Annotated in this window: 23 protein-coding genes; 8 read left to right on the top strand and 15 right to left on the bottom strand. The window is 72.9% G+C overall.

Annotation, left to right across the window (positions count from 1 at the left end; all coding sequences use genetic code 11):
• Window positions 1-31: 31 nt before the first annotated feature.
• From ABT245_RS02380 to ABT245_RS02345, 8 genes are all read right to left on the bottom strand, one after another.
• Window positions 32-1,786 (bottom strand): AMP-binding protein, encoded by a 1,755-nt coding sequence (locus tag ABT245_RS02380; protein ID WP_351727821.1) that lies wholly within the window; start codon window positions 1,784-1,786, stop codon window positions 32-34.
• Window positions 1,783-2,901, bottom strand: coding sequence for a Glu/Leu/Phe/Val dehydrogenase dimerization domain-containing protein (locus ABT245_RS02375; protein ID WP_351727819.1), 1,119 nt, complete (start codon window positions 2,899-2,901; stop codon window positions 1,783-1,785). Before ABT245_RS02375 ends, ABT245_RS02380 begins: the two co-directional genes overlap by 4 nt.
• A 79-nt stretch (window positions 2,902-2,980) precedes the next feature.
• Window positions 2,981-3,544 (bottom strand): type 1 glutamine amidotransferase, encoded by a 564-nt coding sequence (locus tag ABT245_RS02370; protein WP_351727818.1) that lies wholly within the window; start codon window positions 3,542-3,544, stop codon window positions 2,981-2,983.
• Window positions 3,541-4,371: an amino acid kinase family protein gene (locus ABT245_RS02365; protein WP_351727816.1), complete on the bottom strand. Its 831-nt coding sequence runs from the start codon at window positions 4,369-4,371 to the stop codon at window positions 3,541-3,543. Before ABT245_RS02365 ends, ABT245_RS02370 begins: the two co-directional genes overlap by 4 nt.
• A complete protein-coding gene (gene argC / locus ABT245_RS02360) occupies window positions 4,368-5,423 on the bottom strand; it encodes an N-acetyl-gamma-glutamyl-phosphate reductase (RefSeq protein WP_351727815.1) in 1,056 nt (351 codons plus the stop codon). Before argC ends, ABT245_RS02365 begins: the two co-directional genes overlap by 4 nt.
• Window positions 5,420-6,274 (bottom strand): ATP-grasp domain-containing protein, encoded by an 855-nt coding sequence (locus ABT245_RS02355; protein ID WP_351727813.1) that lies wholly within the window; start codon window positions 6,272-6,274, stop codon window positions 5,420-5,422. Before ABT245_RS02355 ends, argC begins: the two co-directional genes overlap by 4 nt.
• A 1-nt stretch (window position 6,275) precedes the next feature.
• Window positions 6,276-6,461, bottom strand: coding sequence for a lysine biosynthesis protein LysW (locus tag ABT245_RS02350; protein WP_351727812.1), 186 nt, complete (start codon window positions 6,459-6,461; stop codon window positions 6,276-6,278).
• A gap of 34 nt (window positions 6,462-6,495) precedes the next feature.
• On the bottom strand, window positions 6,496-7,653 hold the full coding sequence (locus ABT245_RS02345) for a hydroxymethylglutaryl-CoA lyase-like TIM-barrel protein (protein ID WP_351727811.1): 1,158 nt from the start codon (window positions 7,651-7,653) through the stop codon (window positions 6,496-6,498).
• A 336-nt stretch (window positions 7,654-7,989) separates the two neighbouring features.
• Here ABT245_RS02345 and ABT245_RS02340 point away from each other — a divergent pair, with 336 nt between their 5' ends.
• Window positions 7,990-8,745, top strand: coding sequence for a maleate cis-trans isomerase family protein (locus tag ABT245_RS02340; RefSeq protein WP_351727810.1), 756 nt, complete (start codon window positions 7,990-7,992; stop codon window positions 8,743-8,745).
• Between the two features lie 43 nt (window positions 8,746-8,788).
• Here the strand turns inward: ABT245_RS02340 and ABT245_RS02335 are convergent, their stop codons facing one another.
• From ABT245_RS02335 to ABT245_RS02320, 4 genes are all read right to left on the bottom strand, one after another.
• Window positions 8,789-9,487 (bottom strand): response regulator transcription factor, encoded by a 699-nt coding sequence (locus ABT245_RS02335; RefSeq protein WP_351727809.1) that lies wholly within the window; start codon window positions 9,485-9,487, stop codon window positions 8,789-8,791.
• A 20-nt stretch (window positions 9,488-9,507) separates the two neighbouring features.
• The gene (locus tag ABT245_RS02330) at window positions 9,508-10,734 is read right to left on the bottom strand and encodes an IS701 family transposase (protein WP_351727808.1); all 1,227 of its coding nucleotides are present in this window, start codon (window positions 10,732-10,734) and stop codon (window positions 9,508-9,510) included.
• Window positions 10,735-11,314: 580 nt separating this feature from the next.
• Window positions 11,315-12,592 (bottom strand): MFS transporter, encoded by a 1,278-nt coding sequence (locus ABT245_RS02325; protein ID WP_351727806.1) that lies wholly within the window; start codon window positions 12,590-12,592, stop codon window positions 11,315-11,317.
• Window positions 12,593-12,929: 337 nt separating this feature from the next.
• A complete protein-coding gene (locus ABT245_RS02320; RefSeq protein ID WP_351727804.1) occupies window positions 12,930-13,478 on the bottom strand; it encodes an SDR family NAD(P)-dependent oxidoreductase in 549 nt (182 codons plus the stop codon).
• Between the two features lie 182 nt (window positions 13,479-13,660).
• Between ABT245_RS02320 and ABT245_RS02315 the strand changes: the two genes are divergently transcribed.
• From ABT245_RS02315 to ABT245_RS02300, 4 genes are all read left to right on the top strand, one after another.
• Window positions 13,661-17,050 (top strand): AfsR/SARP family transcriptional regulator, encoded by a 3,390-nt coding sequence (locus tag ABT245_RS02315; RefSeq protein ID WP_351727802.1) that lies wholly within the window; start codon window positions 13,661-13,663, stop codon window positions 17,048-17,050.
• Between the two features lie 90 nt (window positions 17,051-17,140).
• Window positions 17,141-17,428 carry a hypothetical protein gene (locus ABT245_RS02310; protein WP_351727801.1) on the top strand — a complete coding sequence of 96 codons (288 nt, stop codon included), beginning with the start codon at window positions 17,141-17,143 and terminating at the stop codon, window positions 17,426-17,428.
• A gap of 329 nt (window positions 17,429-17,757) precedes the next feature.
• Window positions 17,758-18,111 (top strand): hypothetical protein, encoded by a 354-nt coding sequence (locus ABT245_RS02305; protein ID WP_351727799.1) that lies wholly within the window; start codon window positions 17,758-17,760, stop codon window positions 18,109-18,111.
• An 87-nt stretch (window positions 18,112-18,198) separates the two neighbouring features.
• The gene (locus ABT245_RS02300; RefSeq protein ID WP_351727798.1) at window positions 18,199-19,602 is read left to right on the top strand and encodes a VanZ family protein; all 1,404 of its coding nucleotides are present in this window, start codon (window positions 18,199-18,201) and stop codon (window positions 19,600-19,602) included.
• 401 nt (window positions 19,603-20,003) lie between these two features.
• On the opposite strand, the gene ABT245_RS02295 is transcribed toward ABT245_RS02300, so the two are convergent.
• Window positions 20,004-20,219 carry a hypothetical protein gene (locus ABT245_RS02295; RefSeq protein WP_351727797.1) on the bottom strand — a complete coding sequence of 72 codons (216 nt, stop codon included), beginning with the start codon at window positions 20,217-20,219 and terminating at the stop codon, window positions 20,004-20,006.
• Window positions 20,220-20,450: 231 nt separating this feature from the next.
• Between ABT245_RS02295 and polX the strand changes: the two genes are divergently transcribed.
• Window positions 20,451-22,211, top strand: coding sequence for a DNA polymerase/3'-5' exonuclease PolX (polX, locus tag ABT245_RS02290; RefSeq protein ID WP_351727796.1), 1,761 nt, complete (start codon window positions 20,451-20,453; stop codon window positions 22,209-22,211).
• Between the two features lie 112 nt (window positions 22,212-22,323).
• On the opposite strand, the gene ABT245_RS02285 is transcribed toward polX, so the two are convergent.
• A complete protein-coding gene (locus ABT245_RS02285; protein ID WP_351727794.1) occupies window positions 22,324-22,755 on the bottom strand; it encodes a DUF6299 family protein in 432 nt (143 codons plus the stop codon).
• Window positions 22,756-22,945: 190 nt separating this feature from the next.
• Here ABT245_RS02285 and ABT245_RS02280 point away from each other — a divergent pair, with 190 nt between their 5' ends.
• Together ABT245_RS02280 and ABT245_RS02275 are read left to right on the top strand one after the other, a co-directional pair.
• Window positions 22,946-23,758 carry a PaaX family transcriptional regulator gene (locus ABT245_RS02280; RefSeq protein WP_351727793.1) on the top strand — a complete coding sequence of 271 codons (813 nt, stop codon included), beginning with the start codon at window positions 22,946-22,948 and terminating at the stop codon, window positions 23,756-23,758.
• A gap of 762 nt (window positions 23,759-24,520) precedes the next feature.
• Entirely contained in the window at window positions 24,521-24,973 is a 453-nt protein-coding gene (locus ABT245_RS02275) for an ATP-binding protein (RefSeq protein WP_351727791.1), read from the top strand.
• Here the strand turns inward: ABT245_RS02275 and ABT245_RS02270 are convergent.
• Window positions 24,933-25,510 (bottom strand): APC family permease (locus ABT245_RS02270; RefSeq protein WP_351727790.1); only part of this gene is annotated, 578 nt, incomplete at its 5' end. The two genes, ABT245_RS02275 and ABT245_RS02270, sit on opposite strands and share 41 nt — an antisense overlap.

Below are 25,510 nucleotides of genomic sequence, written 5' to 3'. Positions count from 1 at the left end.
ACGGCCGTCGGGGAGGGCGGCCGGGCCGCGATCAGGTGGTGGTCGCCGGCACGTCGGCGAACCGGGCCCGGAGTTCGGCCTTGCGGATCTTGCCGGTGAGGGTCTTGGGAAGGACGGGGACCCGTTCCAGGCGGTCCGGGAGGAAGCGGGGGTCGTGGCCTGCCCCGGTGATCCGGGCGCGGACGTCTTCGAGGGTGGGGCCTGCGCCGTCGCGGCCGACCACGATGGCGACGATCCCGCCGCCGGAGCCCCCGGAACCCCCGGAGCCTTCCGTGCTTTCGGCGTTCCCCGCTCCCCCGCCGCCCGTCGGTTCGAGGCCGACCAGGGCCGCTTCGACGGCCTCGGGGTGGCTGCCGATCAGCGCCTCCAGCTCCGCCACCGGGGCCACCCGCCCGTCGCGCACGATCGCGTCGCGGGCCCGCCCGAGGATGCGGATACCGCCGCGCCCGTCGTCCCGGGCGAGGTCGCCGGTGTCGAACCAACCGTCGGCGTCGAGTTCGGCCGCGAACGCCTCCGGGCGCCGAAGGTACCCGAGCGCCAGCGACGCCCCGCGCACCTTCAGCCGGCCCACGCCCTCGCCCCCGGCGGCGCCGGACGTCTCGATCCGGACCTCCATGGCGTCGATCGCGCGGCCGTTGCTGCGCGCCGCCCAGCCCTCGGGGTCCTCGGGCCGGGTGGTGGTCACGGGGCCGTTCTCGGACATGCCCCACAGCGAGTGGGCGCGGGCGCCCAGCGTCGTGGACACCTCGTCGGCCAGCTCCGGCAGGACCGGTGCCGAGCCGATCACCACGTGCCGCAGAGTGCGGGTGTCGCGCGGCCGGGCCCGCTGCGACGCGGCGACGTCCGCGAGGGTGGCGGGCGGCCCGTACAGCAGGGTGGCGCCGTAGCGTTCCACCAGGTCGAGCAGGGCCTCGTTGCGGCGTACGTCCTGGAAGGCGACGGTGCCGCCCAGCAGGACCGAGCCGAGGACGCCCTGCGCGAACCCGGAGTAGTGCACCAGCGGCGTCGAGACGGCTGCCACCCAGTCGTCGCCGGCGCCGAACGCGTCGACGTAGCCGCGGACGGCCGAGTGGACGGTGTTCGGGCTGTGCACGACGCCCTTGGACAGGCCGGTGGTGCCGGAGGTGAACAGCACCACGAAGGGGTCGTCGGCCCCGGCCGCCAGGCCGTCCAGCCGGGCGGCGGCGCCCTTGCTCGTCTCCCGCTCCACCGCCACGAAGTGCTCGTGGAAGCCGAGCGCACCCTCGGGCACGGGACCGTCGGCCACCAGGACATGGGCGAGCGCGGGCAGTTCGTCCCGGAGCCGGACGGCGGCCTTTGCCGACGGCTCGCCCGCCGCGCCGGGCAGGGTGACGTACACCCGCGCGCCGGTGAGCGCGAGGCGGTGGCGCAGCTCCTCCCCGGCGCACAGCGGCGAGATGGGGACGATGACCGCGCCGACCCGGAGGCAGCCGAAGATCAGCGGCACCATCTCCCAGCGGTTGGGGAGCTGCACGGCGACGAAGTCACCGCGTTCGACTCCCAGTTCGAGCAGGGCCAGGGCGAACCGGTCGGTGAGGCGGTCCAGTTCGGCGTAGTCGAGTGTGTCGGTGCGGGACTCGGCGACGCGCCGGCCCGCGACGGCCGTCCGGTGCGGGTTGAGCCGGGCCTGGCGGTGCAGGTCGTCCAGGAAGGTCTCGTCCCGCCACCAGCCGCGCAGCCGGTACTTTGCGGCGCGCTCCGCGGGCACCCGGTACGCGGCCTCCTTCGATGCGGGCGCCGGCCGTTCGGCGGCGGCGGCGCTCATCGCAGGTCCTTGCGGCGGGCGGCGAGCAGTTCGGGCAGCGGGTTGCCCGCGCGGGCGGAGGCGATCTCCAGCAGGTCGCGGGTGTTGTGCCGGACCCGGTCGCTGACCCAGTCGAACACCCATGCCTTGCGGGCCTCGGCCGGCAGGTCGAAGGGGACGACGCGGGTGACGGCCAGCGCGGCGGACGCGGCGCCGCCGATGTTGGCGATGACACCGGGCACCAGCGCGGCGCCGGAGGCGGCCACCTTCTCCTTGGCGGCGGCGCTGGAGGCGAGGTTGGCGCCCTCGACGACCAGCCCGGCCCGCAGGCGGTGGGTGTTCTCGGCGGTCAGCGCGTGCTTCTGCGCGGCCAGCACGAGGATGTCCGCGTCCACGTCCAGCCAGGCGTCGGGCTCCCCGGAGAGGGTCACACCGTCCGGCAGCCGGGTGCGGTCGATGCGTCCGAACCGGTCGGTGATGGCGGTCAGTTCGGCCACCGGAAGCCGGTCCGCGCCGATGGTGCCCTCGACGTCGGCGACGGCGACGACGGTGTGCCCGCGGTCCTCGAGGAACCGCGCCACCGCCCGGCCCACCGCGCCGAAGCCCTGCACCACGACCCGCGCGGCTCCGGTGCGGCCGCTCGCCTCCAGCGCGGTGAGGGCGGCCACGCCGACGCCGTGTCCGGTGGCGTCGATCAGCGGCTCGTAGTACGTACGCCAGTCGATCGGCATGTCGGGGGCGCCGAGGCGGTAGCGGGGGTCGTAGCCGGCCTCGTCGAAGAAGACGGCCCGGTCGGCGGGGGTGACGCCCATGTCGATGCCGAGGTGGATGCCGCCGTGCAGGAGCGGCTTCACGGTGCGGCCGAAGGTGCGGAAGGTGGTCTCCCGGTCGGTGCCGTCGGAGACGATCCCGGCCTTGGCGCCGCCGATGCGCAGCCCGGCCAGAGTGAACTTCTCGGTCATGTCGCGGGCCAGTCCGGCGACTTCCCCCTCGGTGACGCCGGGGGTCATCCGGGTGCCGCCCATCGCCAGGCCGTCGACGAGCGTGTCGACGACCACCCAGCCCGTGAGGGTGCCGCCGCTGCCATGGAGGTGGACGGTGAGGGCGGGGTCCTGCGGGTCTTCCGATGCGCTCATGGCGTACTCCTCGGGTCCGGTGCGGAAGGGGGGAAGGGGTGTGTCGCATGCGCCCGGCGGGGGCGGTCGCGGCGCGGGGTCACCGGTACAGCTCGGTGAAGCCCCGCAGGATCTCCAGGCCGTCCCTGCGGAACTCCAGATGGGCCTGGGAGCCGAGGATGCGGCCGTCGTCGGAGCGCAGGAACTCCACGGGTGCCTGCGCGGAGCGGCCGATGGCGCGGTAGCCCGGCGGGGCCTCCTGGAGGTAGAGGGTGTGCCGGTGGAACACGGTGACCGTCGGTTTGACGTGGCTGAACAGCGGTTCCGCGGTGTCGACCTGCGCCTCGTGGCCGCCGACCCGCTGCGGCCCCTCGGCGAGCCGGCCGCCGGCGGCGACGGCGAGGATCTGCATGCCGCCGCAGATGCCGAAGACGGGTACGTCGGCGTGGCTGACGAGGTCGATCAGCGGCCGGTAGTAGGCCCGGTCGTAGGCGCGCACCTTCGTGCCGCTGAGCACGATCGCCTGGTAGCGCCCGTTCAGCCGGGCGGGTACGGACGCGGCGTCGACGGTCTCGGTGAGCGAGCCCAACTGCTCGAATCTGCCGCGCAGTTGCGGTAGGGAGAGGGTGCCGTTGTTGACGACCAGGACACGGGGCTGCGTCATGCGCTCGCTCCTGCGGGGTGGGTCGGGGCGGGCGCGGCGGTGATGAGCGTGCCGGTGCGGCCGGCCAGCAGCGGGGTGACGGCGGCGCTGCCGATGACGACCCGCGCCACACCCCCGTCCAGGGCCTCGCCGGCGGCCCGCAGCTTCTTGCGCATGCCGCCCTTGGCGCCGCCGTCACGGAAGGCGGCCGCCTCGCGGGCGCTGATCCGGCGCACCGGCCGGTCGTCGATCAGCAGGTGGCCGACATCGGTGACCAGGACGAGGTCGGTGGCGCCGACGGCGGCGGCGATCGCGGCGGCGGCCCGGTCGGCGTCGGTGTTGACCTCCCGGCCGACCGCGTTGCGGGCGAGCGGGGTGACCACATGGGCGTGGCCGGGCCGCAGGTCCTTCAGGGGCGCCGGGTCGACGCCGGTGATGGGTCCGACGAGGTTCTCGAGTTCGACCAGTTCCTTCTCCCGCCACCACCAGCGCTCGCCCTCGCCCGCGTTGACCAGGCCATCGCTGCCGACGAGCCGTTCGCCGGTGATGCCGCGGTCCGCGAGCCGCCCGAGGACGTCCTCGGCGAGCCCGGCGCTGACGGTCTTGATGTCCTCGATGACCTCGGGTGTGGTCCAGCGGCTCTGGTTGCCGTAGCGGTCGCGCAGGATCGCGGAGGGTTCGCCGTAGTGGGGGCGGAGCCGCTTGAGCGGCTTGGACCAGCCGTGCACGAGGATCAGCGGGTGGCTGCGCCCGTGCCGGGCCAGGTCGTCCCACCAGCGGCCGTCGAGGTCGTCCAGGCAGCTTCCGCCGAGTTTCACCACCGTGGGGACGGTGTCACGGGCGCTCATGCCGGCACCACCGGCTGCTGTGTCAGCCCCGTCTCCTCCGGCAGGCCGAACCGCAGGTTGGCGGCCTGCACGGCCTGTCCGGCGGCGCCCTTGACGAGGTTGTCGAGGGCGGCGAGCACCACGATCCGGCCGCCGTCCTCGTCGTACAGGGCGGTCACATCGGCGTAGTTGGAGCCGAGAACGGCCTGCGGGTCGGGCACCGGGATCAGTGTCTCCTCGTGCCGCCGCACCCGCACGAAGGGCTTGCCGCGGTAGAAGCGCAGATAGGCCCGCGCCAGCTCCCGCTGGTCGATCGCCGCGTCGGTGAAGACGTAGGAGGAGGTGAGCAGTCCGCGTACGTGGGAGACGCCGTACGCCGACATGGACAGGTTGCCGACGGCGCCGGGGCGGCCGCGCTCCAGGAAGTCGGCGACCTCCGCGGCGTGCCGGTGCCCGGTCGGGGAGTACGGGGCGATGGCCCCGGCGCGGAAGGGGTGCAGGTCGGAGGTGCGCAGTTGCAGCCCGCCGCCGCTGGAGCCGCTCTTGCCGTCGACGACCACCGTCTTCAGGTCGAGGCCGAGGCCGAGGGTGAGCGGGGCAAGGCCGAGGGTGATCGCGGTGGCGTAGCAGCCGGGCAGCGAGATCAGCGGGGCGTCCCGCAGCCGGTCTCCGATCAGCTCCGGTACGCCGTAGACGAACCGGTCGGCGAGGTCGGGGCGGCGGCGCACCTTCGGGTACCAGCGGTCGTGCAGTTCCGGGGTGCGGATACGGAAGGCGCCGCTGAGGTCGATGACGGCGGGGACGCGGTCGGCGAGCAGGGCGGCCAGTTCGGCCGAGACGGGTGCCGGGGTGGCCAGGAAGAGGACGTCGACCTCGTCGGCGGTCTCCTCGGTGACGGGCCGCACCGTCAGGTGCTGACCGAGGCGCAGTCCGGGGTGGAGTTCGGCGGGGCGCCTGTCGATGCTGGAGGAGCCGCCGAGGAAGGTCAGCTCCAGGTCGGGGTGCTGGGTGACGAGTCGGATGAGTTCGCCGCCGGCGAGCCCGGAGGCGCCGACGACTCCTGCGCGGATCATGCGAGCAGCTCCTGCACGTAGCGGCCGACGGCCGAGGGGATGTCCGCTCCGGTGGCGGCGGCCACCGCCCGGAAGCCGGGCGCGTGGTTGACCTCGTTGACGACGAGGCCGTCAGGGGTGCGGAAGAGGTCGATGCCGTAGATCCCCGGCCCGAGGGCGTCCAGCACGGCGTCGACGGTCTTGAGGATGTCGGGGTCGTGGCCGGCGGCGCGGTTCCTGTTGCCGAGGGCCGCGTTGTTGCGCCAGTCGGTGCCGACGCTCTCGAACTCGGCGGCGCCGACCAGTTCGCGGCCCACGACGAGGCAGCGCACCGAGCCGCCGCCGAGGTACGGCTCCACGAGGCTGGCCTGTTCGAAGGCGTGGGCCAGGTCCTCGACGTAGTCGTAGACCGAGTGGGCGGTGTCGGCGTGCCGGATGAGGGTGACCCGTTTGCCCATGCCGCCGAAGACGGGCTTGAGGACGACGGGCGGCGGCAGTTCGGCGAGCGCCTTGTCGAAGTCCTTGCGGGAGAGCACCAGCCGGTGGTCGGGCACGGGCACGCCGGCGGTGTGCAGCAGGGCCCGCAGGGCGGCCTTGTTCTCGCAGGCGTGGATGGCGCGGGCGGTGTTGAGGGTGGGGACGCCGGCCGCCTCGGCGAGGGTGGCGATCAGTCCGCCGCGGGTGTAGCTGCGGCTGCGGATCAGGACGGTGTCGTAGCCCCGCAGGGCGGGGGCGTCGGGGTGGCCGAGGGCGAGGGACTCGTCGTTGACCCAGTCGAGGCGGAGGCCGAAGGCCGGGGCGGCCTCGATGAGCAGGCGTTCCTCCCAGGCGACACGGTCCGCGACGATGGCCGCGGTGCGGGTGGCGCCCATGTCACTGGCCCCAGTCGCGGAGTTGGACCTCGACCGTCTCCAGCGACAGCCGGCCGTCCTCGACGGCCTCGACGCGCAGGGTCAGGACGCATTCGGGGCAGGAGAGGGTCTCGCCCGCGGTGACCGGGGGCACGGTCAGGTCGGTCTCGCACTCGGGGCAGACGCCGGTCAGGGTGGCGGTGGACATGGGTTCAGCTCCGTGGTGGTGGGAGGGACGGGGGTCAGGCGGGTACGGGGCGGAAGTCGACGGCGGCCTTGCGGATCGCGTCGCGGTCGAGCAGCGGGCGGCCCTCGCGTTCCTGCCGCTTGGCCAGCCAGGGGGTGAAGGCGTCGATGTCGACGTCGAGGCCCGAGTCGGCCAGGGCCCAGCCGACCAGGGCGGCGGTGAGGCGGCTGCGCACCCGCAACTCGCGCCGGTTGCCCACGAGTTCGGCTGGCAGCGTCTCGTATGCCTCGGGGTGGCTGAGCTGGCCGGGCAGCTCGTAGGCGAAGGCGTGCGGGGTGGTCGGCCCGGACTGGAAGGCGTCGCCGAGGCCGGCGCCCCTGAGGGCGAGCCGGGACAGCTCGGTGAGGTGGGTCAGGTCGAAGCGGGTGTCGCCGTGGATGACGCGCAGCGAGGTGAGCAGTTCGGCGAGCGGGGCGTTGCCGCCGCGCTCGCCGATGCCGCCGACGGTCGCGGAGATCCAGCGGGCGCCGGCGCGGACGGCGGCCAGGGAGTTGGCGACGGCCATGCCGAGCATGTTGTGCGAGTGGATCTCGATCTCGGAGCCGTCGATGGCGGCGATGTCCCCGATCACGCTCTCCATCTGCCAGGGGGAGAGAAAGGCGACGGTCTCCGCGAGCCGGAACCGGTCGGCTCCCTCCGCGAACCCGGCCTCGACATAGGGGACGAGCCGCTCCTTGGGGGTGCGGGCGCCGTCCTCTCCGCTGAAGGTGACGTGGAAGCCACGCTCCTTGGCCTGGCTGATCGCCGAACGCGCCAGCGACTGGAGGAACTTGGGGCTGGGCGAGTCGAGCTTGAGCCGCGCGTGCTGCTCGGAGGTGGGGATGGAGTACATGATGTGCCGTACGCCCAGGCGTTCGGCCTCGTCGAGGGCGCGCGCGACCTGGCGGCGGTCGCGGACGACGAGGAGCGTCATACTGCGCTCGGGTCCGACGGCCTCGTGGGTGGCGAGGACGAGGTCGGCGTCCTTGGAGTCCGGTCCGGAGACCATGCCGACCTCGACCAGCTCGACTCCGGTGCGCACCAGCAGGCCGGCGATGGCGGCGGCGTCCTCGGGGCCGAACTCGACGCCGGCCATGTGCGCTGAGTCCCGCAGGGTCGCGTCGGATATGCGGGGCGGCGTCTGCAACGCCTCGGGATTTTCTGCCAATGCCATGTCCTTGTCCTTCACTCCTTGTTCCCGAAATTCCCGAACTTCCCCGAGTTCCCGAAGTTCGGGAACTTTCCCGTGCCCGAAGTTCCCGAGGGAATCCGAAAGGTTCGGCATTCTCGAAAGGGGTCTGTGCTGCGCCCCGCGTGGCGTCGGGCGCCGATCGCTGATCCATATCCTTGGCGGCCCGCACGGAAATCACAACAGCGGTCGTGTCAGGACTGTGTGGTGGAGTGTCAAGGAATGTCAGGAAGGAAATGGAGTGCAAGGCGTGGGTGGCGGGAGCGCCAATTAACGGGCGACCGCGTCCCGTTGATGTGACGCGCGTCCTACGGTGCGGTCATGGATCTCTTCTCGCTGCCCCGGCTGGGGGTTGTCGTGCCGCCGGAGAACCCGACGGCGGAACCCGAGTTCAACCATCTGCTCGGCGCCGGCACGAATGTGTACACCACCCGTTTCCCGGTGACGCCGGGTCTGGATCTCAGGGAGATGCTGGAGACGTACAACGAGGTGTTGCCGGGGCTGCTCGGCAGTTTCGGGGCGCTGCGGCTGGACGCGACCGTGGTGGCGTGCAGCGCCTCGCACTATCTGCTGGGGCCCGACGGCGACCGGGAGTTCTGCGACGAGCTGTCCCGGCGGGCCGGATCGCCGGTCGGGTCCTCCACGCAGGCGATCCTCGCGGCCTGCGCGGCGCTCGGGGTGACCCGCCTGACGCTGGTCTCCCCGTACGAGCCGTGGCTCACCGACGCCTCCCGCGCCTTCTGGGAGGAGGCGGGCCTCAGGGTCGACGGGGTGGTGGCGGTGCCGGCGGCCGACGCGGACGCGGACGGCGGGGCGCGCTACGACCCGTACGCGGTGACGACCGGGGCGATCCTGCGGCGGATACGGGAGCGGGAGCTGCCCGCCGGCACAGCACTGCTGTTCACCGGTACGGGCATGGGCACGCTTGCCGCGCTCACCGAGCTGGCCCGGCGGGAGCCGCGCCGCACGCTGCTGTCGTCGAACCTGGCGTCGGCCTGGTGGGCGCGGCGGGTGGCGGGGGCAACCGGCGCGGTGCGCCACCCGCTGCTGCGGCGGCTGGAGCACGCGCCGGTGTGACGCGGGGCGGCGCGGGCGGCCCGACGGGGGGCCGCCCGCCCGTTCAGCCCGCGGACGTCTCGGGCATGCGCCAGGCGTACCCCATGCGGTAGCCGACGCCCCGGACGGTGATGATCCAGCCGCTGGAGCCGAGTTTCGCCCGGAGGCTGCTGACATGGGTGTCGATGGTACGGCTGGTGTGGCCCCAGTTGCTCCCCCAGACCCGCGCCATCAATTCCTTGCGCGTGACGACCTCTTCGGGGGTGGCGGCCAAGGTGTACAGCAGCTCGAATTCCTTCGACGTGACGCCGACGAGCCGATTGCGCAGGCGTACTTCCCGGCGCCGCGGATCGATCTGCAGATCGTGCAGGGAAATGGTCTCCAAAAGGGCCTGCCGGGGTTGGGAACGGCGCAGTACCGCCTCGATCCGGGCGACCATTTCGCGGAATCCCCAGGTTTTCACCACGCAGTCGTCCGCGCCCGCGTTCAGGACGAGAACGCGCTCCAGTTCGTCGTCGGCGTCGGTGACGGCCATCAGCGCGGTGTCGCCGTTCTTCCGCAGGGACCGGCACAGTTCCAGTCCGTCGATATCGGGTAACTCCAGGGAGAACAGCACCAGATCGGCGTCGCCGCAGCCGCGCAGTGCCTCTTCCCCGGTGCCGGTGCCGCGCGCGGCGAATCCCTGCCGCCGCAGATCGCGCACCATGGCCGCGGCGGCGGCGTCGTCCGGCTCCACCACGAGTACCCGTCTCACGTAGCCCACCCTTTCTCCTCGGTTCTGCGTCAGTGCGGCGCGCCGGTGAGTGCGGCGGCCTGCGGATCCGGTGCGCGGGCCGGCGCGTCCGGGGGCGCGGGGCCCTTGCCGGGCGCGCCGGTCAGACGCTGGTAGACGTAGGCGGCCGAGGCCATGGTCATGTGGTGGTGCCAGCCGGGGAACGAGCGGCCCTCGAAGTCGAGGACGCCGAACCGCCGGCCGAGCGTGGCCACGGCCGTGAGCGCGGTGGCGTGTCCGCGGGCGAGCCGCAGCACCTCCTCCACCCGGTGGTCCATGAGCGTGGTGAGCCAGTACCGGGCCGGCCGCCCCTCCGCATCGGGCCGCTCCAGCGTGCGGTACGGGCGGGCGCCGGCGTCGTCCCCGCCGCCGGGCCCCGGCAGCCCCACCGTGCCCGCGTATGTGTGGACCGGCACCGCCCGCACCCGGCCGTCGGGGGCCTGGCGCAGGAGTACGTGCGTCTGCCGGGCGTGCCGGACCTCCATGAGCGCGCGCACGGTGGTCGCGGCGGGCCTGTGCCGCCCCGCCAGCACCGGCTGGTCGGGGGTGACCTCGCACACCACGTCGGCGCCCTGCCGGGCGAGGCCGGCCAGGACGCCGGCCGCGTCGTCGCAGCGCGTCAGGTCCAGCACCCAGGGCAGGCGCGGGAGGTACGGCTGCGCGGCCGCGCCGGCGGCGTATCCGAAGACATGGTCGACGACCGTGCGCCCCGCCTCGGCGGCGGGGATGCGCGCGCGGCGCATGCGCTCACGGTCCGCGTTCCAGCCACCGCCCAGCACCAGACTCCAGTCGACCGGGTAGCAGTGGCCGCCGGTGACCAGGAAGAGGCCCAGCGCGCGCTGGCAGTTGACGGTGCGTCCGGTCGTCCGGTCGACCCTCCGGTGCACGCCGACCGAGTGCTCGCCGCGCTTGGGGATGATGAGTTCGGCGACGGTCCAGGCGTGCGGCGTCGTGCTCGCGGCCACCCGCCGGGCGAGGCGGCGGCGCACCGGGGTCCAGTCCCACGGGCTGGCGTTGATGAACTGGTGCAGGCCGTGGGCCGCGGCCGGCGGTAAGGACGTCGCCAGCGCCATGCTCCGCGGTGTCTTCTTGCCGGACGCGTGGAGCAGCGCCCACAGGTACGCCTGGGCCCAGCGGCGCTGCTCGGAGCGCTGGAACGCCTGGAACACCTCGTCCATGAAGCTCGGCATACCCGCGCCCTCTCCGGGCACCGCCGCGCTCACCTCACTCGACGACATGTGTCGTCACTCCCCCTCGTTCCCCGCCGCCGTCCGTATCCGGGTGGCTGCATGGCACACACGTACGAGGCGAAAGTACCGTCCGGGCCGGGGTTTGCCCGGTTCGCCGTCCGATTTCGCGAACTCGCGCCCTGACCTGCGAAAAACGCTCTGTCACCGGGCGTGTGCGAAGAGCGCGTGCGGGGGGTCGGGAGCGGCTCTACCAGTACCGGAGCGCTGCTCGGCGGGTCGCAGGGTGAAGTGTCAACAAATCATGAACTTGCGACCACCCGAACCGCGACGGCCCGGCCGACGGGCGAGCGGTGGGTGTGTGGTGGGGTGAGCGGCGGGCGGGCCGGCGGGCGAACGGTCGGTGTGCGGCCGGGCGAACGGTGGGCTTGTGGTCGAGCCAGCGGCGGGCGGGCCAGCGGGCGAACGGTGGGCGTGCGGCCGAGCGAGCGGCGGGCGGGTGGTGGGCGAGCGGCGGACGAACATGGGCGGGTGGTGGGCGGGTGGTGGGTGTGTGCTGGGTGCCGAGTCGGCCCCGGAGGGTGGGCCGTGCGGCCGGCTCTCCGGGGTCGGTCCTCGGGCCTCCGAGGCGTCAGGCGGCCGGGTCCGGGGCGGGTACCGCGTCCTCCGCCGGGGCCACCGGACGGTGCTCCGGGAAGCCCGCCCGGCGGGCGTACAGGACGACCGCGATCACCGGCAGCAGGAGCAGCAGCACCGTCCAGGGGAACGACTCGCTGCCCACCGCGTCCAGCAGGATGCCGCCGACGATGCCGCCGCCCGCCATGGCCACGTTCCAGAGGGTGACGAGCATCGCCTGCGCCGAGTCGGCGTGGTCGCCGCCGGCGTCGCCCACGGCCGTCTGGAGCAGCGTCGGCACACCGCCCCAGCCCAGGCCCCACAGCACCACCGCGACATAGACGAGGGCGGTGCTGTCCGACAGGACGGCCAGCAGCGCGGCCGCCACGGCCACCAGCACGGCGCCGCCGACGGTCAGCCCGCGCAGCCGGCGGTTGATCTGCGCGCCGACGATCCAGATGCTCGCCAGCGAGGCCCCGCCGAAGACGAGCAGCACCAGGCCCGTGCTGCCGCCGAGGCCGATGTCGTCGAGGTAGGTGGCGATGTAGGCGTACAGGATGGTGTGGGCGAGGACGAAGACGAGCGTGACGAAGAGGACCGGGGTGACGCCGGGGATACGCAGGGTGCGCAGCATCCTGGGCCGCTCGCCGCGCGCCTGTCCGGGGAAGTCCGGTACGGCGGCCAGGATCCACCCGAACAGGACCACCGTGAGCGCCGTCATCGACAGGAACGCCACGCGCCAGCCGAGCCAGTCGCCGAGGAAGGTGCCGGCGGGCACGCCCAGGGAGAGGGCGACGGGGATGCCCGCCATGGCCATGGCCATGGCCTTCCCCTGGAGGTGCACGGGGGCCATGCGCCGCGCGTAGCCGGCGAGCAGAGCCCAGGCCAGGCCGGCCGCGACACCGGCGACGAACCGCGCCACCATGGTCAGCCCGTAGACGGACGACACGGCGGTCACCGTGTTGGCGAGGGCGAAGCCGGCCACGGCGGTGAGCAGCAGTTTCTTGCGCCGCCAGGCCGAGGTGGCGGCGGTGAGCGGAAGAGCGGTCAGGGCGGTGCCGATGGCGTAGACGGTGACGGTCTGGCCGGTGGCGGACTCGCTCACTCCGAGGTCCCGGCTCATCGCGGGCAGCAGTCCGGCGGGCAGGGTCTCGGTGAGGCTGGTGATGAAGACGGCGGTGGCGAGGGCGAGCAGGGCGAACAGCGGGAGCTTCTGCTCGCCGCCCTCGCCCGCGCTGCTCTTCGGGTCCGGTGCCGCCGCGGCGTCGCGTGCCGTGTCGGATGCGGTGCTCATGGGATGTGCTCCAGGTCTTCCGGATCGGAGGTGGGGGCCTCGGTGGGGAGGCGGGGACGGGTGGCGAACACGGTGGGGACCGGTTCACGGGACGGCGGTGGCCGTCTCGTGGGGAGGGCGGTTCGCGGGTGGCGGTGGGGGCGATTCGCGTACGGGCGGTATCCGGCCCAGGGGACTGCGGTGGCCCGTTCACAGGGCGGTTGCGGCCGTCTCACGGGGCGGCGGTCGCCGTCTCGCGGGATGGGCGGTTCGCGGGTGGCGGTGGGAGGCGATTCGCGTACGGGCGTGGCCGGTCCAGAGGACTGCGGTGGTCCGTTCACAGGGCGGTGGGGCCAGTTCACGGGGAGCCGAGGCCGCCGTCGACGGGGAGCCGGGCGCCCGTGGTGAACGTCGCTTCGGTGGCGAGGAAGAGCGCGGCGCGGGCCACCTCCTCGGCGGCGCCGAGACGGCCCAGCGGGGGCAGGGGTGCGGCGCCGGCGCCCGGCGCCTCGATACAGCCCGGCGCCACGGCGTTGACGCGGATGCCCCGCGCCACCAGCTCGGCGGCCAGCGCCCGTACGGCGTCGGGGCACGGGGTGGGCGAGGTGAGCACCAGCGCGCCGCCGTCCCGGAGGTGGCCCAGCAGGGGTCGCGCGATCGGGATGGCGTCGCAGAAGAGCAGGTCGACACCGTCACCGGCGCGCGCGGCCAGCGCGGCCTCGACGCCGGACGGGGCGACGACGCGGGCGGCCGAGCCCAGTTCACCGGCGGCGTGCGCGCGCTCCTCGGCGGTGCGGGCGGTCAGCAGGACCGTGGCCCCGCCCTCCACCAGGCGCTTGGCGATGGCCAGGCCGATACCGTCGGCCCCGCCGGCGACGAGGGCTTCGGTGCGCGCGTACTTGGTCATGGTTGCCGCTCCCTCCGCGGGTGCCCGTCCTCGCCGGTGCGTGGTACCGCCCACGGGACGACTCTGCGTCCGGGCGCTTCGGGGAACCTTCGGAAAACCTTCGGGACGGTCGCCGCCGGGCCGGACGGGGCCGTCGTGGTGTCCGGGGGCCGGCCGGTCGCCGGGCGGGTACGGTGGCGCCCATGCGGTTTGGGGTGCTCGGGCCACTGGTGGTGTGGGACGGTGAGGGGCGGGAGGTCAAGGTCCCCGAGGCCAAGGTCCGGGCGCTGCTCGCGGACCTGCTCGTGCACGACGGGGCGCCGGTCTCCGCCGACCGGCTCATCGACGACCTGTGGGGCGACGCGCCTCCCGGCCGCCCCTCGGGGGCCCTCCAGGCCAAGGTCTCCCAACTGCGCCGGGTCCTCGGCCGGGAGCGGGTAGTGCGGCAGCCGCCGGGCTACCGGCTGCGGCTCGACGACGGCGACGAGGTGGACGCCGCGCGATTCGGCGCCCTGGTGACCGAGGCCCATACCGTCGGGGATCCGCACGCCCGAGCCGCGCTGCTCACCGAGGCGCTGGAGCTGTGGCGGGGGCCGGCGTACGCCGACTTCGCCGGCGAGCCGTTCGTACGGGGGCCCGCGCAGCGGCTCGCGGAGCAGCGGCTGTCGGTGCTGGAGGCGCAGGCGCAGGCCCGTCTGGAGGCGGGCGGGCACGCGCTCCTCGCCGGTGAACTCGCCGACCTGGTGGCCGGGCACCCGCTGCGGGAACGCCTGCGGGCGCTCCAGATGCGGGCCCTGTACGCGGCGGGCCGCCAGAGCGAGGCCCTCGCGTCCTACGACGACCTGCGCGCCCGCCTCGCCGACGAGTTGGGCGTCGACCCGAGCCCCGAACTCGCCGCCCTGCACGGCGCGGTACTCCGCCAGGACCCGCGGCTGAGCGCGGGCGCGGGGGGCGGCGCGGGCGCGGCCGGGGGTTCGGGGTCACCGGGTGCGAAGGGGGCCGCGGAAGCGGGCGCCTCCGGCTCGGCAGGTGCGGCGGGGACCGCAGCCGCGAGGCTTGCCGTCAGTCTCGGCGCCCCCTCCAACCTCCCTGTCCCCCTCACCCCCCTCATCGGCCGACGCGACGCCCTCGCCCGCCTCTCCCTGCTGCTCGCGGAGTCACGGCTGGTGACGCTCACCGGCCCCGGCGGCGTCGGCAAGACCAGGCTGGCCGTGGCGGCGGCCACCGGCGAGCGGGACGGCACCGCCCGGCCCGGTCAACCGGCGGACGCCGTATGGCTCGTGGAGTTCTCCGGCATCCGCGCCGGCAGCCCCGCCGACCTGGCCCAGGTCGTCGCCGCCACCCTGGGCATCCGGGACGACGCCCCCGCCCCGCTGCCGGGCACCGGCACCGCCACCCCGTCGCTGCCGCACCGCCTCGCCGTCGTGCTGCGGGACCGCCGCACCCTGCTCGTCCTGGACAACTGCGAGCATGTGGTCGACGCCGCCGCCGAACTCGCCGAACTGCTCCTGCGCACCGCCCCCGGCCTGCGGGTCCTGGCCACCGGGCAGGAACCGCTCGGGCTGCCGGGCGAGGCGGTGTTCCTCGTGGAGCCGCTGTCGCCCGACGACGCCGTGCGGCTGTTCATGGAGCGGGCGGCCGCCGCGGCCCCCGGCTTCCCGCGCGACCCCGACGCCCCGGACGAGCCCGACCGGCGGGCCGTCGCCGAGATCTGCCGCCGCCTCGACGGCATCCCGCTCGCCCTGGAACTCGCCGCCACCCGCGTACGGGCCCTGGGCGTACGGGAGTTGGCGGCGCGGCTGCACGACCGCTTCCGGGTGCTGACGTTCGGGCGGCGCGGCGCCCCGGCGCGCCAGCAGACGCTGCGGGCGATGATCGACTGGAGCTGGGAGCTGCTCAGCGCGCCCGAGCGCATCGTGCTGCGCCGGCTGGCCGCGCACCGCGACGGCTGTGATCTGGAGGCCGCCGAGGCGGTCTGCGCGGGAAACGGCGTCGGCCGGGAGGAGGTACCTGACCTCGTCACCCGGCTGGTCGACCGGTCCCTGGTGGTCGTGGTGGACGGCCCGACCGGCCCCCGCTACCGGCTGCTGGAGTCCGTCGCCGCGTACGCCACCGAGCGGCTGCACGAGATGGAGGACCTCACCGCCGTACGGGACCGGCATCTGCGCCACTACCGGGAGCTGGCCGAGCGGGCCGAGCCGCGGTTGCGCGGCGCCGGGCAGCGGTCGTGGCTGGCCCGGCTGGACGCCGAGGCGGGCAACCTCCGGGCGGCGCTGGACGAGGCGGTGCGCCGCGCGGCGGCGGGCGAGCCCGAGGAGGCGGTCCGGCTGGCCACCGCCCTGGCCTGGTGGTGGCTGCTGCGCGGCCGGCTCACCGAGGCCCGCCGCAGCCTGGGTTCGGTACCGGCGGCGTCCCCCGGCGCCCCCGCGTACGCCGAACTCGGCCTGCTGCACACCGCGTTCGCGCTGCTGACCGGAGATCACACGGCGGTCGGCGGCACGGTACCGGCGGGCGGCTGTGGCGCGGGCGGCCGGCTCGCCGCCGTCGGCGAGGCCGTACCCGACTCGGTGCGCCGGGCCCGCGCGCTGTGGCTGTGCGCGTACGGCCTGTTCAGCGCGGGCGACGCGGGCGAGGCCGAGGAGCTGAACGACCACGCCCTCGCCCTGTTCACCGCCGCGCGGGACGAGTGGGGCACCGCCGCGGCACTCGGGCTGCGCGCGACGCTGGCACTGGTTCGCGGCGACCTCGCCGGACTCGGCCGCGACGGTCTGCGCAGTGCCCTGATCTTCCGCGAACTGGGCGACAGGTGGGGCGAGTTGCAGACGGTCTCCGCGCTTGCCGCGCTCGCCGAGGTCAAGGGCGCCTACGCGGAGGCCGAGCGCCGTCAGCACGAAGGGCTGCGGATGGCCAGGGAGTTGGGGCTGGAGGCCGAGGTGTCCGCCCGGCTGTCGGGGCTCGGCCGTCTGGCGCTGCTCGCCGGCGCCTGGGACCGCGCCCGCGATCTGCACGAGCAGGCGCGCCGGATCGCCGTCGAGCAGGGCTACAAGTACGGGGAGATCCACTCCGAGATGGGCCTCGCGCTGGGCGCGCGCCGCTCCGGCGACCTCGACGGGGCCGAGGCGCATCTGCTGCGCATCCGCGACGGCTACGCCGCTGTGTCGTCCCGGGCGGGCGACCACCTCCGTCTGGCCGAGCTGGGCTTCGTCGCCGAACTGCGGGGAGACGCTCACGCCGCGGCGGCGCACCACGGGGAGGGGCTGGAGATCGCCCGCGCGCTCGCCGAGCCCCGCGCCCTGGCGCTGTCGTTGGAGGGCCTCGCAGGCGCGGCGGCCCTGTCCCGCACGGTTCCGGGCGCCTCCGGCGCCGCCGTCCTGCTGGGCGCGGCCGCCGCCGCCCGCGGCCGGGCCGGGGCGCCGCTGCCGCCCGCCGAGCGCACCGACGTCGACCGGGTCACCGCCGCTTCCCGCACCGTCCTGGGCGGGTCCGCGTTCACGGAGGCGTACACGCGCGGTACCCGACTGTCGCCGGAGGAGGCCGTCCGGCACGCCCGCACGACCGGAGCCCTGCCGCTGCCGGGCCCCCCGCGCGGCTGATCCCCGGCGATCCGGGCAGACCACGCGCGATCGGGTACTCGTTCCTGCCCCCGGCACGGGGTCCCCACCACGAGGAAGCGCCGCGCCTGGGTGATCCGCCCGGCGCGGCCGAGGGCGGGCATGGCGGGCGGCGTCGTCCACAGCCGCAGCGGTCTGCCCTACCAGGCCGAACCGCTGGAGAAGGCCGGCCCGATCATCCGCGCCCCCGACGACGACCACGCGACCGCCGTCCCCCACACCGAGGCCGGCCTGGCGCTCACCCAGCGCAGCCTGCCCGTCCGCATCCAGCTCGCCCCCCGCCTGCTGCTCGATTGCGCCACCTCGGCGACCTCACGCCCCACGTACACGACCACACACGCACCCAGCCGTCGCCCGTAATGCGGCGACCTCATCGACCGGATCGAAGAGCGGGCCATGCTCCCCAACGCGGACAACGGGGCGATTACCCGTTCGCGCTCCGCGGCCACGGCGGGGTCGGCGAGTCGAGACTCACAGAAAGCTCAGAGGAACCTCAGATGATGATCCCAAAATGGCTATAGATGATCTCCACTGAGTGAACGGTTTGTGATCAGATACTCACGACACGTTCCATCTAGGCACAACCTCTCCACATCCGAGAGGTTGGCATGCCCATGACCTAAGGAAACTCCATGCGCCGCAGAGCCAACGCCACTCTCATCGCCCTCGCCATCGCAGCAGGATCTGTCATGTTCAGCGCGCCAGCCGCCTCGGCCGCCACGTACTGCGACAACTCCGGCTACACCTCCATCGGCGAGCCCATCGAACGGTGCACCACTCTGTCCAACGGCGTCCTGGTCGTCCACCAGGCTTCGAACGGCGTCGTCAGCACCGCGTACGACAAGACGGGCGGATCTACCATCTCCGCCCAGCTTGGTTACTCGCGCGGGGGAACCGCCCACTACGCCGCCGCCGTCTCCATCGGCGCGGGCCAGAAGAAGAGTAAGACGTGGTCGCTGGGGGCCGAGGCCTACTGCTCGAGCATAATCGGCCTGCTTAAGTACAGCGGCGGCTCGTACCAGACGCCTGCCTCGCACTGCTGAACCAGAGCCCTGCAGGCCCCGCCCGCCAGGGCGGGGCCTTGCCCCCAGTACCGCTCGCCTTGACCTGACCACGCAAGGAACCACGCCATGTTTTCCGCGATCTTCCAACACCACATCGCCTATCTGGCCGTGTGCACATTGATCGGCCTCATTTGCGGCGGCGTGGCATGGACGGTCGCCCATAAACGGAGAAACCCTCACGGCGCATGGTGGTCCGGACTTGTCTTTACTCTCACCGGCGTCCTCGGGGTCACGTTTATGGGCGGCGGCTCGGCTAGCGGCGTATGCGTCCTTAACCATAAGTTCGCCGAGCCCTTCCATACCACGCAAGGATTGTGGAACCTTGCGATGATGGTGCCCGTCGGGGCATGCGCGCTCTTAGCTATCCGTCGCCCGCTTCCTGTCCTGTTCGGCGTCGTCGCGCTACCCCTGGCCATTGAGTTCACTCAGGCCACCGTTAATGGCCTAGGGCGCGTATGCGATAGCTCGGACGCCGAGATGAACATTATCGGTGGTTTGATAGGGCTCGCCATCGCTGCGATTTCCCTCACAATCGGCAGTTCGCTAGCCTGGCAGGCAGGCATGAAAGGGACTTTGATTGCCTTCGCGGCACTGCTCCTCTTGGGAACGGGAGTTGCGCGCCCGATGCTGGACTTCATAAACGTGGACGGTAGCAGCCTCGCCGACGCAGACTCCGGGCAGAAGGAGGCCGTTCAGACCGCCGTAAGAGAGGCATTCGGCGACCGTTACAAGATCGGGCGGGTGTACGAGCAGCCCTGTGGGGTCCCCTCATGCACCAACATCACCTTCATCCTGCTCAGCCGTGAAGAGGGACACCCTGAAGCCTTCGGTAGCGGCAGCCTTTCCTGGCCGGACAAAAAGCACCTGAATGTACAGTTGGAGAACAGCGACCGGTCGACTGTCATGGGATATCCGGTGGCAGGCGCGAAAGCCCCGTCTACCAATATAGAAGCCTCTCGAATCGCGAAGTCTTACGCCCAGCGAAAGTATCCGTGGGCTATGGGTGCGACCATGAAGCAAACGTCCGCCGTGGGCGAAAATGCCGAACTTGGCTGGATGACGAACTGGAGATGGACTCACAACAATGTTCTGATGCCCAGAATGCTGGACGTCCAGGTAGACAGGGCTGGACATGTATCTCAGATTGACGTCACCCTTGGCCCGACTCGGGCAGAGATCCCCAGAGCCAAGCTTGACGCCAGGCAGGCCGAAAAGGCTGTAAGTGAGGCGGTAGCCGTACTGCTCCGAGCCAACGGAAACACTGGCGCAGAATTCAACACCAAAGCTGTTACTGTAAAAGCGGTCGAGCAGGACGGTAGTTGGCAGCCGAATTGGCTTGTGAACGTGACGTGGCCCAGCAATGGGAAGAGCGATGATTCGCAGGCGGAGGCGGCTGTTGATATGTACCGCGTGAACGCCATCACTGGGCAGGTGTACGACGCAGCCGGAGAGCCCCTCAAAGCCAGCTGACGCCCACTATCGATGAGTCCCGACCCTCGACCGCCGCCCCTGGTGTACATCGGACTTCAAGCGCAGCCCTGTCCGGATCCTGATCACCCGCCTCGTCCAGGAGGCCCGGAAGGCCGGGCACATCGGCCGCGTCCGCGTCCTTTGGCTTTCATCTCTGTGGAGTTTTCGACCGGCGTCTGGTGCGGGGCTCTCACCCCCGCCCTGACATCTCGATCTCCCCGGCCGGGTGGCGCTACGGTTCCGCGCGCTCCTCCGGGGGGCGTCCGCCACGATCTCGGCGAGGTCCCCGAACAGCAGTAGTACTTGTACCTTGACCCGCTCGCTCATCTCTCAGTCCTCTCCTGAGTGGTGCCACCCAGCCGCGCCGCGCAAGCGCCGGGGGCGGGGAGCGGGGCGGTAGGTCACTCGGCTGGGGTCCATGCCTTCGGGCCGCCGCCGCGCCACTCGATCAGGTCCGGGTCGTCGAGCGTCGTGTCGGTCTCGGGCAGGCCGGTCCGGCGCAGGAACTCGACCAGATCGAGGAGGTGATAGGCGGTGCCCACGTACTCGCCGCGGATCGTGACCCGCCTGCCGCCGTCAGGGCTCGGCGGCTGCACAATCACAGGCGCGCCTTCCATAGCTACTGAATGCCCCCTGCCGCGCCCGCCCATGCCCGTCCGCGCCCGTCGAACGCCGTCGAACGCCTTCGGGACGCCGTCGGAGGGGAGAATCGAGGGCAGAAACCGACGGCGGACATCGACGCGGAAATCGACGGGACCGACCGGGCGCGCCGGGCTCCATCGCGCGCCCCGGCGTGACCGGCGCGCGCGGGAAGGAATGAACCCGGCGTTCCTGCCTACTCGGACCGCATGGCTCGGTCCAACGACGAGGTCGCGGCGCTGTTCCAGGAGTACGCGGACCTGATCTCGATCACCGGCGGGGACGCCTACAAGGCACGCGTCTACGAGAAGGCGGCGCGTGCCATCGGCGGCTATCACGCCGATGTGTCCACCCTCGATGCCAAAGGGCTGCGGGAGATCCCCGGAGTCGGCACGTCGATCGCACAGAAGGTCACCGAGTACTTCCGCACCGGCAGTGTGTCCGCGGTCGACGAACTGCGCGCGCAGATCCCAGCCGGGGTCCGGCGGCTGACGGCCATCCCGACGCTCGGCCCGAGGAAGGCACTGGCCGTCTACGAAGAACTCGGCGTCTCCTCGGTCGACGAGCTGGTCGACGCGATCCACGCCGAGAAGCTGCGCGACCTGAAGGGCTTCGGCCCCAGGACGGAGGAGAACATCCTGCACGGCGTGGAGCTGTTGCAGTCCTCCGGCGACCGGGTGCTGCTCGACGTGGCCATGGATCTCGCCGACGACATCGTCGCGGAGCTGTCCCGAGTGACCGGCTGCCGCCGCTGCACCTACGCCGGGTCGCTGCGCCGCGTGCGGGAGACGATCGGGGACATCGACGTCCTCGTCGCGGCCGAGGAGTCGGGCCCGCTGATGGACGCCTTCACCGGCCTGCCGTACGTCTCCGAGGTCATCGCGCACGGCCGGGCGAAGACCTCGGTACGCACCGTCAAGGGGCTGGCCGTGGATCTGCGGGTGGTACCGCCGGACTCCTGGGGCGCGGCGCTGCAGTACTTCACCGGCTCCAAGGCCCACAACATCCGTACCCGGGAGCTGGCCGTGCACCAGGGGCTGAAGCTGTCCGAGTACGGGCTGTTCGACGTCGAGAGCGGGCAGAAGATCGTCTCCGAGACCGAGGAGGAGGTCTACGCCCGGCTCGGGCTGCCCTGGATCCCGCCGCCGCTGCGCGAGGACCGCGGGGAGATCGAGGCCGGGCTGCGCGACGCGCTGCCCGAGCTGGTGCGGGAGCCGGACCTACGGGGTGACCTGCACACCCACACCGACCTGACCGACGGGCTCGCGCCGCTGGAGGAGATGGCCGAGGCGGCCGCCGCGCGCGGCTACGCCTATTACGCGATCACCGACCACGGGCCGAACCTGTACATGCAGCAGATGACCGAGGAACGGATGCTGGCCCAGCGCGAGCGGGTGCGGGAGCTGGACGGGACGCTCGGCCGGCGGGGCGGGCGGCGCGGCATGCGGCTGCTGCACGGCGTGGAGCTGAACATCGACCCGGACGGCGGCGTCGACTGGCCCGAGGAGTTCCTGGCCGGCTTCGACGTGTGCGTGGCCTCGGTGCACTCGCACTTCAACCAGACCCGCGGGGCACTGACCCGGCGGATGGTGCGGGCCTGCGAGAACCCGTACGTCAACATCATCGGTCACCCCACCACCCGCATCATCGGCAAGCGTCCGCCCCTCGACGCCGACCTCGACGAGGTCTTCGCCGCGTGCGCGCGCACCGGCACCGCCCTGGAGATCAACTCCCATCCGGACCGGCTGGACCTGCGCGACGAGGACATCCTGCGGGCCCGGCGGCACGGAGTGAGGTTCGCCGTCGACAGCGACGCGCATTCCGTTTTGCACCTGGCCAACATGCGCTACGGCGTGGGGACGGCGCAGCGCGGCTGGCTCACCCGGGACGATGTGATCAACACCTGGCCGGAGACCCGCTTGCGGCGCTTCCTACGCAAGGGACGAACCAAGCAAAAGCCCCACGCCTGACCAGGGCTGATCATGCAGCCGCAGGAAGGACGGCTCGCCTCCCGCACCGTCGAGGCTGGAGTCGTGAACCGGCGCGCCTCCAGCCGGGGCGGACGGGCGCCGGCGACGCGGGTCAGCGCGCGACGAGCCTCACGTCCTGCCGACCGGTGGCGTGGAAGTACGGCAGCGGCAGGCCGCCCTGCGGGCGCAGTTCCATGACGGTGGCCTCGACGTGCGCCGCCCCGGGGGCGATCCGGTCCGACGGCACCGTGCCGGAGTTCACCCAGCGGTGTTCGGCGCCGTCGCACAGCGCCCGGGTGCCGCCGATGCCGTAGCGGGCCGACGTGGACCTCTGGCCGATCGAGGAGCTGACGAACACGGGGCCGATGCCCGCGCGGCACCGGTAGGTGCCGGTGAGGACGACGGTGCCGTCGGCGGCGATCCGGCCGACGGAGCCGACGGTGACGCGCTCGGCGGGGGCGGCGGATGCGGTCACCGGCGCGAGCGCGCCGAGCAGCAGCGCGACGCCACCGACGGCCGCGCCGAGAACGGGGCGTACGGGCATGGGGTACCTCCCGAGATCGTGGAGTGGTGGGGGTTGCCTCAGGTCATACCGGCTGCCCGGACCCGCTGCGGCGAGATCACCCAACCAGTGGCGCGTCACACCCCCACCGGGTCGCGAGCAACTGCGCGGCCAGCCCTCACTCCGTACCCTCCGTACCCAAGGTGACCCGCAATGATCAAGAACACCTAAGATGATCAACGTGTCCGAGCAGCACGCCCCCCGGTCCCTCATCGTCACGTTCTACGGCGCGTACGGCCGCTTCATGCCCGGTCCGGTGCCCGTCGCCGAGCTGATCCGGCTGCTGGCCGCGGTCGGTGTGGACGCGCCGTCCGTGCGCTCGTCGGTGTCCCGTCTGAAACGGCGCGGGCTGCTGCTGCCCGCCCGTACGGAGCAGGGCGCGGCCGGGTACGAACTCTCCCCGGAGGCACGGCAGTTGCTCGACGACGGTGATCCGCGCATCTACGGGTCCGCGCCGCCCGGTGACGAGGGCTGGGTGCTCGCCGTGTTCTCCGTGCCGGAGTCGGAGCGGCAGAAGCGGCATGTGCTGCGCTCACGGCTGGCGGGCCTGGGCTTCGGCACGGCGGCGCCCGGGGTGTGGATCGCTCCGGCGCGGCTGCACATGGAGGCCCGGCACATCATCCAGCGGCTGGGCCTCGACCCGTACGTCGACTTCTTCCGCGGTGAGCACCTGGGCTTCGCGCCCACCGTGGAGGCGGTCACCCGCTGGTGGGACCTGGCCGCCATCGCCAAGGAGCACGAGGCGTTCCTGGACGCGCACGCGCCCGTGCTGCACGCCTGGCAGCGGCGCTCGGACACCCCGCCCCAGGAGGCGTACCGCGACTACCTGCTGGCCCTGGACTCCTGGCGGCGCCTGCCCTACACCGACCCCGGGCTGCCGGCGCACCTGGTGCCCACGGGCTGGCCGGGCGCCCGTTCGGCAGAGGTGTTCCACGAGTTGCACGCCCGACTGCGGGACGCGGGCGCCGAGTTCACGGAGCCGTGATCCGGGCCGCCGCAAAGCCCGCTCGACGTCCCGGCCGGCTGCCCGGTCCGGTACGTCGTCCGGCACGGCGACGCCCGCCGCTACGCCGGGCATCTGGTGTCCGGCCCGCTGCGCGTGGGCGACCGGGTGACGGTCCGTCCCTCGGACGTCGCCTCCGAGATCACCACGATCGACGCGCTGGACGAAGAGGTCGCCGCGGCCCCCACACGACGCGCTGGACGAGGAGTCCGCCGCGGCCCACGCGCCGCGGTCGACCGGACCGCGGCCGGCCGACCAGCGGGACGTCTCGCGGTGGCATGATCACCGCGGGTGCCGACGGGCCCGCGCTCACCCAGGACGTCACGGCGGCCGTCTGCCAAGGGGCGGGCGAGGGTGACGTTCGCGACGCCCTCCCTGCGGTCCCCCCTGTGCTGGTCCCGGATGGTGGTGCGGGCGCCGGAGCCGGTGAAGGGGCTCATGAGGTGCGGCCTCCTCGGGCGCGGCCGGTTCCGCACGTGGCTCCGCCCCAAGAAGTCATCACCGATTTCCGACCGCCGTCAGGAGAACGCGACAGAGAGCGGGGCGGGCGGGACCGTGAAGCGTCGGGATTCGGCCACATCGGTCACGGCTCGACAAGAGCGCGGTAACAACCTGACCGGAGGCGCGGGGTGGACCGTCGGCCCGGGTAGGCCGGCTCGTAGCGGGGCCGAACGGTACCCGTCCAGTCTCTCCGGGAACCGGCACCGTACCCTTTCTGAGGTTGCAAGCTGGACAGCCTGCTCCATGAACGGAACCACCGTGCACGAACGCCCCTCCGCCTCGGCCTCCTGGCGCATCGCGCTGCCGCACACCACCGCGGCCGTGCCGGTCGCGCGTGCCCTGGTGCGCAACGCCCTCGCGGAGCTGGAGCACCCGGCCGACCGGGACACCGCGGAGCTGCTGACGGCGGAGCTGGTCGCCAACGCGGTGGAGCACACCGCCGGGCGGGGCCCGATCGAACTGGTGGTGGAGCTGCGGCCGTCCGGCTGCCAGGTCGAGGTGCACGACCCGGACCCGGCGCCGCCCGGCAACCTGACCCGTCCGACCGTCGAGGAGCCCGACCTGTGGCAGGAGGGCGGGCGCGGGCTGCTGCTGATCCGGACCCTCAGCTCGTCCTGCGGCCACCGCCCCACCGGCTCCGGCAAGGCGGTGTGGTTCAGACTGCCTGCCGTGCCGCGTCAGTGGCGTCGGGTGTGACCTCGGCCCGGGCGGCCCCGGCGAGCGTGGAGTGCCGGCAGCCGTAGCCCAGGTACGCCAGCAGCCCCACGCCGAGGAACACCGCGAACTGGATCCAGGTCCGCCGGCCGGTCTCGTACATCAGATAGAGGCAGAAGCCGACACCGAGCAGCGGGAGCACCGGGTGCAGCGGCACCCGGAAGGTGCGGGCGAGTCCCGGTTCCCGGCGGCGCAGGGCGATCACCGCGATGTTGACGACGGCCATGACGGCGAGCGTGCCGATGGTGCACAGGTTCATCACGGCGTCCAGCGGGGCGAAGGCCGCCGGGAGCGCGAAGACGACGGCGACGACCAGGGTTCCGGCGACCGGGGTTGCGGTGCGCGGGGAGACCTTCTCGAAGACACGCGGAAGGCGGGTGCGGCGGTCAGGCGGGGCCGCGGGCGAACGGGAACACGGGAAGCGGCGGTCAGGCGGGGCCGCGGGCGAACGGGAACACGGGAAGCGGCGGTCAGGCGGGGCCGCGGGCGAACGGGAACACGGGAAGCGGCGGTCAGGCG

Origin of the sequence: Streptomyces sp. NPDC001508 (assembly GCF_040298665.1) — a bacterium.
Classification (GTDB): Bacteria; Actinomycetota; Actinomycetes; order Streptomycetales; family Streptomycetaceae; genus Streptomyces.
The sequence above is the reverse complement of the archived record's forward strand: the minus strand, read 5'-3'. Positions and strand labels throughout refer to the sequence as shown.